Origin of the sequence: Streptomyces sp. NBC_01016, from assembly GCF_026341035.1 — a bacterium.
In the GTDB taxonomy this organism is placed as follows: domain Bacteria; phylum Actinomycetota; class Actinomycetes; order Streptomycetales; family Streptomycetaceae; genus Streptomyces.
In genome coordinates this window covers 5,051,075-5,064,336 of the sequence record NZ_JAPEOQ010000001.1, presented here as the reverse complement: position 1 = coordinate 5,064,336, position 13,262 = coordinate 5,051,075, and the positions used below count along the sequence as shown (strand labels likewise).

Here is a 13,262-nt window from a genome sequence, read left to right as displayed (position 1 = left end):
CAACCGCCAGCAGTCGATTACGGTCAAGTACGATCATGCCACTCTGCGTTAACAACTGATGAAGACCCGCCCCTCTGGGAGAGGCGGGTCTCATGTGACTCAGTAGACCACTCAAGTGGCGTGTCGTTTACGTCACTTGAGGGCGGGCGGCGCCGCGTCGGCACCGGTCCCCCACGCCGACGGTTCGCCGCCGACGGTGAAGGACAGGTTCCGCAGGCCCCGCAGATCCTCCGTGGTCAGATACGTCTTGTCGTACGCGGCGCCGTCCGTCCGCGCCGACTGGATGTACCGGTTGCCCTCCGAGGTGCCGGGCGCCCGGACGGTCAGCGCGCCCTTCGGGTAGTAGCGCCGGTCGAGCGTGACGTCGACCCGCTCGAAGACGGGCGTCGACAGGCTCCACGTGTCCGTGCCGGGCTGCACCGGGAAGATCCCGATCGACGACAGGACGTTCCAGGCGGACATCGTGCCCAGGTCGTCATTGCCGGTCATGCCGGTCGGGGTGTCGGTGAACAGGGTCAGCGCGGCGTGCACCACGTCGGTGGTCTTCCACGGCTGACCGGTGGAGAGGTACGTGTAGGGCGCGATCAGGTCCGGCTCGTTCTGCGGGTTGTACTTGTCCGCGTTGTAGTAGTCGTACGGGCCGTTGACCCACACCTCGCGGGCGGTCTTCGCGGGGTCCTTCACCAGCTCGTCGTAGGCGAAGAACGAGTCGAGGCGCTTGTTCGCGGCCTCCTTCCCGCCGATCAGATCGACCATGCCGGGCAGGTCCTGCGGGACGAGCCACTGATACTGCCAGGACGTGCCCTCGTGGAAGCCCTCGCTCTTGGCCGGGTCGGCGGGGCCGGTGAAGGCACCCGAAGCGTCGCGCGCACGGAAAAATCCGGTCAAACTGTCGTAGATCTTCCGGTAGTTCTGCGCCCGCTCGGTGTACCGCTTCGCGTCGTCCTTGTGCCCGAGCTCCTTCGCCATCTGGCCGAGCATGGCGTCGGACAGGGCGTACTCGAGGGTGGCCGAGGCCCCGTGGTCGTAATCGGAGTCGCCGGGCTTCACGTGCTCGCGGTCCTTGATGTACGGCGCGAACCCGTCGGCGAGGTACTCCTTGTTGGCCTCGCGGCCCACGGGGGCGGAGTCGGCCGGCGGCACGCCGTCGGCGTTCTTCTTCAGCGCCCGGTAGGCGTCCTCCTCGTGCCCCTTGAGCAGACCCTGCTGGTAGGCGTTGGTGAGGAAGGGGGTGACCGGGTCGCCGGTCATGATGTTCGTCTCGACCGTGCCGTAGCCCCACTTGGGCAGCCAGCCGCTGTCCTTGTCGATCCGGATCACCGACAGCGCCATGTCCCGCGACTCGCGCGGCGCCAGCAGCGAGAGCAGCTGCGCCTGGGTGCGATACGTGTCCCAGAGCGACCAGTTCTGGTAGTACGTGAATCCCTTGGCGCGGTGGATCTTCTGGTCCCAGCCGGTGTAGCGGCCGTCGACGTCGCTGCCGATGTTCGGCGCGAGGAACGAGCGGTACAGCGAGGAGTAGAAGGTGCGGCGCAGGGTCTCGCTGCCGCCCTGTGCCTTGACGTCGTCGAGCCGGTCCTCCCACGCGGACTGGGCCGCGGCGTGCACGGAGTCGAAGGAACGGCCGCCCTCCGTACGGAGGTTGAGCGCCGCGCCGTGGGCGTCCACGTAGGAGATCGCGGTCGTCGCCTCGACGGTGCGGTCCTTGCTGGTGTCGAAGCGGAGATACGCGCCGTTGCGCTCGGCGTCCGCGGCCGAGGACTTGGAGCCCTCGGTGACGGTGTCACCCTTCCAGGTGCCGGACGTGGCGAAGGGCCGGTCGAACTTGGTGATCGTGTAGAGCGTGTACTGCTTGGTGTCCTGGCAGAAGCCGCTGCCGGTGATGGCGGTGCGCACGGTCCTGCTGTCGAGGATGTCGACCTTGGTGTGCACGGTCTTGTGCAGCGACTGGCCCGCGTTGATCATCACGTTGGCCTTGTCGGTGGCCGGGAACGTGTACTTCTGCACGCCGGTCCGCTTGGTGGCGCTCAGCTCCGCGTCGATGCCGGTCTTCAGGCCCACCTTGTAGTAGCCGGGCGACGCCTTCTCGTCGTCGTGGCTGAACTCGGCCGCGTACTTCGCGTAGTCCGTGCTCCCAATGTCACCCACGGTCGGCAGCACCGGCAGGTCGCCGCCCAACCCGCAGCCCACGCCGGACAGATGGACGGTGGAGAAGCCGCGGATGTGGTTCTCCGAGTAGTCGTATCCGGTGTTGTGCCCGGTGTCGGGCGAGAACTGCACCATGCCGAAGGGGACGGCGGCGCCCGGATAGGTGTTGCCCTCGTTCTCCGTGCCGATGAACGGGTTGACCAGATCGGTCAGTTGGCCGTCCCCGGAGGAGGCCGAGGCCGCGGCGGGTGCCGCGAGGCCGGCGCCGAGCAGCGCGGCGGCCGCGGCGAGCACCCCCAGTGTGCGGCGGACGGGTCTTCTGCGGCTTCTCATCCTGCACCCTTCGACAACGTTGTCAGCATGGCTGGTCATTCTTCGTGCGCCCCAACGGCCCGTCAAGACTCCGGCGCCCACCAAGACTCCAGCACCCATCAAGAATCCAACCGCCACAGGTGGTCCTCCGTCCCGTTGTCGGCGAACTGCACGACCTGTGCGCTGTCGGCCGTGGACATGCCGTCGACACCGAGCACCTTGCCGCTGTGCCGGTTGCGCAGCAGGAACCAGCCGTCGCTCTGCTCCTCCCGCTCCCACAGCAGGCCCTCCCGGCCACTGCCGTCGTCCTCGTACTGCACGACCAGCGCGCTGTCGGCGGTGGAACTCCCCTTCACTGCCAGGTACTTACCGCTCTGGCCGTTGCGGATCCGGAGTGCGCCCGCGTCGGCCGGCAGGAGCTGCCACGCATGGTCGCCGGTGCCCGCATTGCGGAACTGCACGACCCGCGCGTCGTTGTCCGTCGACATGCCGTCGACCGCGAGGACCTTGCCGCTGTGCCGGTTCAGCACACGGTGGTGGCGCGGCTGTGGCGTCCACGAACTACCACTCGGGGCCGCGGTCGGGAACGCGGTGATCCGCAGCCGGGCCGCGCCCATCGGCACCAGGGTCACGTCCTCCACCACCGCCCGGCTGCGCGCGGGGCTCGGTTGCAGGGGTGCGACGACGCCCTCCTCGTCGGCGATCCACTCGGGGATGCGGCGGGCCCGCGCGGTGAGCGTGAGCGGCGTGCCGTCCAGGGTGAACGGGTTGTCCGCGAGCGGCCCCTCCTTGCGGTGCACGGTGGCCGAACTGCCCGCTATCAGACCGTAGTTCCAGGGCGTGGTGGCGTGCACGTCGTACTCGGGGAATGTGTCGTCGCCGCCCGTGCGCACATATCTCTCGCCGATCCGCAGCGAGTACGTGAGCGGGCCGTGGTCGACGCTGACGCTGTCGTGGTTCCCCTTCCAGGTGCGCAGCGCGGTCCTCTGCGGCAGGCGCAGCCGCACCTCGTCGCCGTCCCGCCACGTGCGCCGGACCTCCGCGAACGAGGGCCCCTTCGCGGCCTTCACCGGGCGGCCGTTGACCGTCAGGCGCGGCGCCTCGCACCACCCCGGAATGCGCAGGCGCAGCGGGAACTCCACCGCACGCTCCACGCCGACGCTCAGGGTCACCGTCTCGTCGAAGGGGTACTCCGTCTCCTCCCGCACCGTGACCTTCACCCCGTCGCCCGCCTCGGCGCGTACCTCGCACGGCGCGTACATCGCGGCCACCAGCCCACCGTCGGGCCCCGCGAGCCACAGTTCCTCGGCGAAGTAGGGCCAGCCCATGCCGTAGTTGTGCGGGCAGCACCGGTACTGGTCGACGCCGGGCTGGAAGGACTGCATGGCGAAGCCGTTCTGGAACTGCCCGTCGGTCTTGCGGGTGTTGTCGAGGTCGATGCCGTTGGCGCTGGTGACGTAGTGGATTCCCTTGCCGGTCGGGTCCAGGGCGGCCGGGAGCATGTTGAAGGCCAGGTCCTCGCAGCGGTCCGCCCACACGGGATCGCCGGTGATCCGGGTGAGCAGCTCGTGGCTGGCCATGAACTCGACGATGCCGCAGGTCTCGAACCCCTGGCGCGGGTCGCCGAACCCGGGCCGGGCGTTCTCGTCCCCCGCCATGCCGCCGCCGGGGAACTGCCCGTATTCGTGCAGCACTTGGTCGTACGTGCGGTAGGTGGCGCGGCGCAGTTCCGCCGCCCCTTCGGTGGCCCACTGGGCGTACTGGGCGGGTTCGCGGAAGCCTTGGGCGATGTTGACGTTGTGCGGGGTGGGGAGCTTCCCCGTCCAGTCGGCTCCGTAGCGGTGCATCTTGCCGACGAGGTCCACGAGGAAGGCATCGCCGGTCCGCTCGTACAGCCAGCGCGCGGTGTCGATGCCGTCGCCCCAGCGCACGGAGACCCAGCTGCTGTCGAAGGCACCCTTCCCCTGGGTGGCCATGTAGGTCATGAAGCGGGTCAGGAACGGCACGATGCGCTCGTCGTGGGTGTACTCCTCCCACGTACGCAGCGCCATCAGGAGCGGCAGGAACGGCCAGAAGTCCGGGCCTCCGTTCAACGACGTGCGCAGGGCGCGCGGCCCGAAGAATCCGTCGGACTGCTGGGTGGCGAGGATGGGGTCGATCCAGCGCCTGCACGTGGCGAGCGCGTCGGCGTCGCGAGTGGCGATCGCGAGGGGCACGAACCCCCGCAGCCAGTAAGGGACTTCCTCCCAGCCGGCGAGTTCCGGGTGGATCCAGCCGCACGTGTCCATGTCGAGGAAGTGGGACTTCCGCTCGTACCGTCCGCACAGTCCGGCCAGTTCCAGGCGCAGTTGGCCGGCGAGCCACCCGTCGGCGGTGACGCTGCCGACGGGCAAGCGCGTGAACGCGTCGGCGGCCGGTCCCGACGCGTCCGCCCGCGCCGTCGCGGTGCCCGCACCGCCCCACGCGGTGGCCGCACAGGCCACCGTCGCGGCCTGGAGCACGCCGCGTCGAGTCACAGTCATGAAGTGCCTCCTACGAAAGAGGGGCGGGCCCGTGAGTACGGGCCCGCCCCAAGGGCGTACGGGTCAGGAGCAGTTCGCCACGGTGTCCTGCGAGGCGTCGCGGATCAGCGCCTGCTGGGCGTCGTGCACCCGCTTCACGTCGGGCTTGACGACCCGGCGGTCATAGGTGAGCAGACCGTTCAACTCGCCCTCGACGTCGGAGATCTGCGTGTAGACGGCGCCGTTGCCGCCCTTGCAGGCCAGCTTGTGCACCTCGTCCAGCTTCTCGAGGTAGCCGTCCGTGTACGTCGCCGGGTCCACGTCGACGTAGGACTGCTGGACCGACCAGGCGTGGCCCGGCACCGCGAGGCCGAGGCCGCCGTACTCGCCCGCGACCAGGGCGCGTTCGCCGTCCGGCTTGGGTGGCAGGGCGGGGCTCGGGTAGCCGTGTTCATCCATGATGTCGCCGGTGCCGCCGTCCTTGCCGAGGTTGAGGCCCGACATGCCGTTGATGAGGCGGGTCGGGTCCCAGGACTTGGCCTGGGTGGCGAGGCGGCCCTCGTCGTACTGGCCCCAGCCCTCGTTCAGGGTGACCCACATGACGACCGACGGGTGGTTGATGTGCTGGTCGATCATGATCTTCATCTCGCGCTCGAACTCGGCGCGGGCGGCCGTCGACGGGTTCGTGCCGGCCTCCATCGCCGGCATGTCCTGCCAGACCATCAGGCCGAGCTTGTCGGCCCAGTAGAACCAGCGGTCGGGTTCGACCTTGATGTGCTTGCGGACCGAGTTGAAGCCCATTTTCTTGTGCATCTTCAGGTCGTACGCGAGCGCGTCGTCGCTGGGCGCGGTGTGCAGGCCGTCGGGCCAGAAGCCCTGGTCGAGGGTGGCCATCATGAAGACCGGCTTGCCGTTGAGGATGGTGCGCGGCGTGCCGTTCACCTTCTCGACGGAGATCGAGCGCATCCCGAAGTAGCTGCCGACCTTGTCCTCGCCGACGCCCACCTTGAGGTCGTAGAGGAAGGGGTCGTCGGGCGACCACAGGTGCGGCTTGGCGATCTTCAGGGTGAGCGGTCCGCCGGAGGTTCCGGTGGCGGTGGCGACCTTCTTGCCGTCCGCGTACGCCGTCGCCGTGACGGGGACGCCGTCACGAACACCCGTTGCGGAGATGGCCACTTCGCCCGTCTTCACATTCGGCGTCACCTTCAGGTCGGTGGCGTGGTCTGCGGCGACCGGCTCCATCCACACGGTCTGCCAGATGCCGGAGGACGGGGTGTACCAGATACCGCTGGGGTCGAGCCGCTGCTTGCCCATGGGCGGGTTCTCGGCGTTGTCGGCGTCGGTCGGGTCGTAGACGCCGACGATGAGTTCCTGAGTGCGGCCCGGCTTGAGGGCGTCGGTGACATCGGCGCTGAACTTGTCGTAGCCGCCCTTGTGATCGGCGACCTTCGTGCCGTTCACGTAGATCTCCGACTTCCAGTCCACGGCACCGAAGTTGAGCCGCAGCCGCCGCTTGTCGCCGACCTTCCAGTCGGCGGGCACGGTGAAGGTGCGCCGGTACCACATGCGGTCCTCGTGGCGCTGGACGCCGGAGAGCTGGGACTCGACCGGGTAGGGCACGAGGATCTTCTCGCCCAGCTTCTTGCCGACCGGCGGCTGCTCGCCCTCCTTCGCGGCGGCGAACTCCCAACTGCCGTTGAGGTTCTTCCACTTGTCGCGGGTGAGCTGCGGACGCGGGTACTCGCGGTGGGCGTTGGCCGGGGTGACGTCGTCGCCCCACTTGGTGGTCAGCTCGTGCGTCGAGTGGTTGGGCCCGCTCGACCAGAAGGAGCCGATGGCCGTGCCGTCGCTTCCGGCCAGTCCGCCCTTGCCGTCGTACGTCACGTCGGCCTGGCCCGAGGCGTCGCCGTCCTTGTTGCCGACGACCGGCTCGTCGAGGCCCACGATCAGCGCGCGCGGGTCGTCGGGGTCCGCCTTCGCCGTGCCGAGCGGCCACTTGGCACCGCCGATGACGGCCTTCAGGTGATCGTTGATGTCACCGGGGACGGCGCCCAGCTTCTGCGCGAAGTCCAGCTTCAGGGTGCGGCCGTCGCCGAGCACGGTGGTGCCGATGGCGCCGTCGTACTTCCAGTCGTCGGGGATCCGGAACGCGGAGGACGGGATGGCCTCCTTCTTCTCACCGGGCTCGGTCCAGCGCAGGTGGAGGTTGGAGCCGCCGATGTGCTCGAAGTACTCGACCTTGATGTCGACCGCCTTGCCCGCGGTCAGGTCGACGGGCTGGGAAGTCTGTTCCTTCTCCCAGTCGTCGACCCAGTGGTCGATGACCAGCTTGTTGTCGACCCACAGCCGGAAGCCGTTGTCACCGATCATAGACAACGTTGTCGGCCCGGACTTCTCCGGCACCAGCTTCCCGGTCCAGCGCACGCTCGCGTCGTCCGCCTGGCCGGTCGCGGACGACAGACGGGAGTCGAGGCTGTTGAAGTCGATCTGCGGGTCGAAGCCGGTGGCCTTGAGCTTGTCGAAGTCGAAGGCGCCGGAGGCGGACTGGGTGTAGTACTCGCCCTTCAGTCCGTGCGGCACGACCGGGTCGTCGTCCGCGGTGGCGGCGGCGCCGGACGGGGCCACCGCGAGAGCGCTGAGGCCCAGGGCCGCGGTGAGGAGCAGGGACAGATGCCTTGCGTGACGTCTGAGGGTTCGGGGTTCTCCGGGATTTCTGGGGTTCCTTGTGCGCACGGATCCTCCTGTGCTGGGACGCGTCGAGGATGAGTGGCGGCTCGCCGCTCGGGTCTGTGCAACTGCGGTGTATTACGTTGGACTTCGTTGAACATTGTTGCGGGGACGGGCAGTTGGCATCACAGCACGGGCGCGCGTCCCCGGCAAGACCGCGGGACCCGGATGGCCACTGAAACCACACTGAAACCAGCCTGAGTGCGCCGTGCCACAGCCTCTGCCGCATGACCACCACGACAGCGACACCCCCTCCCCTCGCCATCGCGGCGAAGGGGCTCCGCAAGGCCTACGGCGACAAGGCCGTGCTCGACGGCATCGATCTCGCGGTGCCGGCCGGCTCCGTCTTCTCGCTGCTCGGGCCGAACGGCGCGGGCAAGACCACCGCCGTCAAGATCCTCTCCACGCTCGTCACCGCCGACGCGGGCGAGCTGTCCGTCGGCGGCCACGACCTCGCCGCCGACCCCCAGGCCGTGCGCGCGGCGATCGGGGTGACCGGGCAGTTCTCGGCCGTCGACGGCCTGATCACCGGTGAGGAGAACATGCACATCATGGCGGATCTGCACCATCTGCCCCGGCGCGAGGGCCGCCGGCTGGCCGCCGGGCTCCTCGACCGCTTCGACCTCTCCGAGGCGGCAAGCAAGCCCGCGTCGACGTACTCCGGCGGCATGACGCGCCGCCTCGACATCGCCATGACGCTGGTCGGCTCCCCGCGCATCCTGTTCCTCGACGAGCCGACGACCGGCCTCGACCCGCGCAGCCGCCACACGATGTGGCGCATGATCCGCGAACTCGTCGCCGACGGTGTCACCGTCTTCCTCACCACGCAGTACCTGGACGAGGCCGATGAACTCGCCGACCGCATCGCTGTGTTGAGCGAGGGCCGGATCGCCGCCTCGGGCTCCGCCGAGGAGCTGAAGCGGCTCGTGCCGGGCGGCCATGTGCGGCTGCGGTTCACCGATCCGGCCGGCTACCGGGGCGCCGTCGCCGTGCTCCGCGATGTCACCGCGGACGACGACGCGCTGACGGTGCGGATCCCCAGCGACGGCACCCAGCGCGAACTGCGCTCCGTACTCGACTGGTTGGACGCGGCGGGCATCGAGGCGGACGAGCTGTCCGTGCACACCCCCGACCTCGACGACGTGTTCTTCGCCCTGACCGGCGGCGCCGAGCAGACCCTCCGGCCCGAGGAGGCCCTCCGATGAACAGCACCGCCCTGTCCCTCGCCGTTCGCGACTCGTCCACGATGCTGCGCCGCAACCTCCTGCACGCCCGCCGCTACCCGTCGCTCACCCTGAACATCCTGCTGACACCCATCGTTCTGCTGCTGCTCTTCGTGTACGTCTTCGGCGACGTGATGAGCGCGGGGATCGGTGGCGGCCCCGCCGACCGCAGCGCGTACATCGGCTATCTCGTACCGGGGATCCTGCTGATGACCATCGGTGCCACTCCGGCCGGGACCGCGATCTCGGTCACGATGGACATGACGGAAGGGATCATGGCCCGTTTCCGTACGATGGCCATCCACCGCGGGTCCGTACTGATCGGGCATGTCGTGGGTAGCGTGCTGCAAGCGGTCGCCGGCGTCATTGTCGTTGGTGCGGTCGCGGTGGCCGTCGGCTTCCGGTCCACGGACGCGTCCGCCCTGGAGTGGCTGGCGGCGTTCGGCCTGACGGTGCTGGTGGCCGTGGCGCTGTGCTGGGTGGCCGTCGGGATGGGCCTGGCCAGTCCGAACGCCGAGGCGGCGAGCAACAACACGGTGCCGCTGATCATCCTCCCGTTCATCTCCAGCGCCTTCGTGCCGATCGACGCGATGCCCGGCTGGTTCCGGCCGGTCGCCGAGTACCAGCCGTTCACGCCCTTCATCGAGACACTGCGCGGACTGCTGCTCGGCACGCCGATCGGTCACAACGGGTGGCTCGCGGTCGCCTGGTGCCTGGGCCTGACCGCACTCGGGTTCTTCTGGTCGAGGGCGCTGTTCAACCGCGATCCGGCGTAGCGACGGCGCGGGCCGCGTCCCGCAGTTCGTCTCGCCCGAGGGCGGCGTACTCGGCCACCGCGTCGGTGTACGCCGCCCGGTCGGCGCTCTCGGCCGCCTGTCGGGCACGGGCCGCCGCCATCGTGGGCTGGAAGTCCCGCAGCACCCACAGCCGTTCGGCCAGGGCGAGCGTCCGTACGGCTTCGGGGGTACGGTCCGTGAGCCCGGCCGCGCCGAGCGCGTGCAGCACGGTGCCGAGGACGGGGAGTGCCAGCTGGTCGGCGGTCGGCCCCGCGTGCACGGCCCGCAGCCGGTCGACCGTGTCGGCGACCGGTGCGAGCCGGTCCACGTACGCGTGCGCCGTCACCGCCGTCGCCTGGATCTGCAGAGCCCACGGGTCGTGCCACAGCTCCCCGTCGTGCTGCGCTCCGGCGGCGGGCAGCCGTGCGACGGCACGGCGCCACAGCTCAAGACCGGCCTCGGTGTCGCCGCGGGCGAGCGCGATCTCGGCGCGTACTCCCAGGTCCGGGCTGTAGAAGGGGTCCTTCTGCGCGGTTCCCTCGGCCTCCGCCCGCCGCTGCCACGTCTCGGCCTCGTCCGGATCCGCGCGTTGCAGGCAGGCGAGCGCGAACCCCCAGCGGATGCCGACGTAGTCGTTCTCGTCGCCGAACCGGGGCAGTGCCTCGCGGGCCGCCCCGAGGTAGCGGTACGCGGCGTCGCCGTCGCCCGTCGTCAGACACAACTGGCTCAGCCGTGAGTAGCCCATGACCTCCAGGGGCGGGCTGTCGACCGCCGCCAGGACGTCGACGACCCGCCGCGCCGAGGCGAGCGTGCGGCCGATGTCGTGCTCGTACTCCCAGACGTACGTGGCGACGCTCTCGGCGACGGAGACGACCAACGGGTAGTCGCTGTCGCAGAGTTCGCGCAGCACGTCGTAGTCGGGAGGCAGCATCTCCGGTACGGCGACCAGCACGACCGCGATGGCGCGCAGCAGCGTGTCCGGCGGGGCCGGGGGCAGCCGGCGCAGGGTGACGAGGTGGCGCAGGACGCGCGGGGCGTGGTCCACGATGAGGCTCGCCGCGCACAACACCGCGGCGGCCCGGGCCACTTCGACGTACCCGGGTTCGGGGCGGTAGTGCGAGAGCGGGGCGCCGGTGTCGGCCGCGAGGGCGAAGAGGCGGGCGAAGTCCGAGTCGGTGGACCACAGGGCGGCGAGTACGGCGGTGACGGCCGCGGTGGTGGCCCCCTCGCCGCGGGCCAGGGCGTGCCGGAGGGCGGCGACGAGGTTGTCCTGCTCGGACTTGATCAGCTCCCGGGTGTCGGGGGAACGCGGGCCGAGCAGCGTGTCGTAGTGAGCGACACCGAACTCGCGTGCCCAGGAGCAGAGTTGACCGAGAGCCCGTTCCTCCTCGCCGGATTCCGCGAGCCGGGCCGCGCTGAACTCCCGTACGGTCTCCAGCATCCGGAACCGGACCCCTGAGGGGGTGTCGGCGACGGTCAGGAGTGACTGCTCGGCGAGCTGTTCCAATACGCCCAGTACGTCCAGCACGTCCAGCGCGTCCTTGCCGAGGACCCGTTCCGCCGCGTCGGCGGAGAACCCGCCGGGGAAGACGGACAGCGTGCACATGGCGGCGCGGGCCTCGTCCGCGAGGAGGTTCCAGCTCCACTCCACGACGGCGTGCAGGGTGCGGTGCCGCTCGGGAACGTCGCGTACGCCGCCGCGCAGCAGGGCGAAGCGGTCGCCGAGGCGGCGCGCGATCTCGGGCACGGACAGGGCCCGCACCCGCGCCGCGGCCAGCTCCACGGCGAGCGGCAGCCCGTCGAGGTGTCCGCACAGTTCGGCCACCGCGTCCGGCGGCAGGTCGACGCCGGGCCGTGCGGCCCTGGCCCGCTGGCCGAACAGCTCGACGGAGGTGTCGGGACCCAGCTCCGGCAGCGCGTGCACCGCCTCCGACGTGAGCCCGAGCGGCGACCGGCTGGTGGCGAGCACGCGCAGGTCACGGGCGCGGGACAGCAGCGCCTGGACGAGGTCGGCGACCGCCCCGACGACGTGCTCGCAGTTGTCGAGGACCAGCAGCGCGGGCCCGGCACCGAGCGTCCGGACGATGCCGGACACCGGGTCGGCCGGGGCATGCCCGGCGACGGCGCCGTGCCGCCCCTCCCCCACGCCGAGCGCGGAGGCCACCTCCGCGGCGATGTCCGCGTCCGCGGGGACACCGGCCAACGGCACGGCGTGCACGACGCGTTGCCCGGCCCGGCGGATCACGGCGTACGCGAGCCGGGTCTTGCCGAGTCCGCCGGGGCCGACAACGGTCACGGCGCGCGCCTCACGCAGCAGTCTCTCCACCGCGGCGATGTCCTGTTCACGGCCGAGGAGTTGGTTCGGTTCGTGCGGTACGCCGTGCCGGACGACGGCCGGTTCGTCCCGCAGCAACTCGGCCTGAATGTGACGGAGTTGAGCACCGGGCTCGGCACCCAGTTCCTCCCGGAGCCCACGGCGGTACGTCTCGTAACGAGCGAGCGCGGTGGAAGGGCCGGCCGTGGCGGCCTCGGCGCGGAGCAGTTCGGCGAGCACCTCCTCGTCGCGCGGCAGCCGTACGGCGGTCTCCGCCAGCGGGCCCGCGGCCTCCGCGTACCGGCCGAGCCGGGCGAGCGCGAGGGCCCGCGCGCGGACGAGCTCCCGGCGGACCGGGGCACGTTCGGCGCGCAGCGCGGCCACGGGATCGTGCGTGCCGCCGGCCTCCTCCGGGGCGCCCTCCCACAGGGCGAGCCCGGCCTCGGCCCCGGCCAACGCGCCTGCGTGATCCCCGGCCCTGGCCCGCTCCGCGCACACGGCGGCGTACCGCAGCAGCGCGGAGCTGTCGACCTGGTCATCGGCGAGGCCGAGCCGGTAACCGGTCGGCGTGCTCGCGATGACATCGGCGCCCAGCTGGGCCCGCGCCCGCGCGACGAGGACCTGCACCGCCTTGCCCGGGTGCTGCGGCAGCTCCTCAGGCCACAGCCCCGCCACCAGCCGCTCCGTGCTGCACCCGGTGCGCGGCTCGCTCGCGAGGAGGGCGAGCAGGCCGCGCAGCCGGGGCGCGGTGACCTCCTGCCCGCGGTGGGCGACGCGGGGCAGGAGGGTCAGGTCGGTGGCCATCCGTGCAGGTTAGCCAAGCGAGCCGGGCGCGGGCGCCGCCCCGGCTCCACGCGGCGTCGCACGAGGGCGACTCCCGGCACGGAGACTGCTACACCCAGGGCGAGCCAGAACACGAGCTTGCCCGACGGCCCGTTGACCGTCCGCAGTTCCCCGTCGTCGTGCCGGCAGAACGAATCCGGCGGCAGGTACCGCGAGACCGGCGTACCGGCGCCGTGGCACGGCGAGGTCTCCGGGAACAGGGCCGGTTGCGCACGCTGTGAGAGGAACCCGCCGACGAGCACCGTCAACCACCCGGCGGCCAGGAACACGGTCATCATCCAGGCCGGGACCTTCGCTCGTCGCCCCAGCAGCCACAGGCCGCACGTCGGCAGGGCGAACACCAAGAGCGGCACGGACAGCACCAGCAGCGCTTTCATGAGCCAAGTACAGCACCGGCCACCGGCGCGCCCTCCCCTTT

7 protein-coding genes are annotated in these 13,262 nt (G+C 70.6%); 2 read left to right on the top strand and 5 right to left on the bottom strand.

Features of this window, described 5'->3' with window-relative positions; translation table 11 throughout:
* Positions 1 to 132: 132 nt before the first annotated feature.
* The 3 genes from OG746_RS22700 to OG746_RS22690 form a co-directional block, all read right to left on the bottom strand.
* Positions 133 to 2,481, bottom strand: a complete 2,349-nt coding sequence (locus OG746_RS22700) for a GH92 family glycosyl hydrolase (protein ID WP_266717309.1) — start codon at positions 2,479 to 2,481, stop codon at positions 133 to 135.
* Positions 2,482 to 2,579: 98 nt separating this feature from the next.
* Positions 2,580 to 4,982, bottom strand: coding sequence for a beta-L-arabinofuranosidase domain-containing protein (locus OG746_RS22695; RefSeq protein WP_266717307.1), 2,403 nt, complete (start codon positions 4,980 to 4,982; stop codon positions 2,580 to 2,582).
* Between the two features lie 63 nt (positions 4,983 to 5,045).
* Entirely contained in the window at positions 5,046 to 7,694 is a 2,649-nt protein-coding gene (locus OG746_RS22690; protein ID WP_524540441.1) for a PA14 domain-containing protein, read from the bottom strand.
* A gap of 221 nt (positions 7,695 to 7,915) precedes the next feature.
* Between OG746_RS22690 and OG746_RS22685 the strand changes: the two genes are divergently transcribed.
* Positions 7,916 to 8,893, top strand: coding sequence for an ATP-binding cassette domain-containing protein (locus OG746_RS22685; RefSeq protein ID WP_266717305.1), 978 nt, complete (start codon positions 7,916 to 7,918; stop codon positions 8,891 to 8,893).
* The gene (locus tag OG746_RS22680; RefSeq protein ID WP_266717303.1) at positions 8,890 to 9,687 is read left to right on the top strand and encodes an ABC transporter permease; all 798 of its coding nucleotides are present in this window, start codon (positions 8,890 to 8,892) and stop codon (positions 9,685 to 9,687) included. Before OG746_RS22685 ends, OG746_RS22680 begins: the two co-directional genes overlap by 4 nt.
* On the opposite strand, the gene OG746_RS22675 is transcribed toward OG746_RS22680, so the two are convergent.
* Both OG746_RS22675 and OG746_RS22670 read right to left on the bottom strand, forming a co-directional pair.
* The gene (locus OG746_RS22675) at positions 9,668 to 12,805 is read right to left on the bottom strand and encodes an ATP-binding protein (RefSeq protein WP_266717301.1); all 3,138 of its coding nucleotides are present in this window, start codon (positions 12,803 to 12,805) and stop codon (positions 9,668 to 9,670) included. The genes OG746_RS22680 and OG746_RS22675 overlap by 20 nt on opposite strands.
* The gene (locus OG746_RS22670) at positions 12,790 to 13,221 is read right to left on the bottom strand and encodes a hypothetical protein (protein ID WP_266717299.1); all 432 of its coding nucleotides are present in this window, start codon (positions 13,219 to 13,221) and stop codon (positions 12,790 to 12,792) included. Before OG746_RS22670 ends, OG746_RS22675 begins: the two co-directional genes overlap by 16 nt.
* Positions 13,222 to 13,262 lie beyond the last annotated feature (41 nt).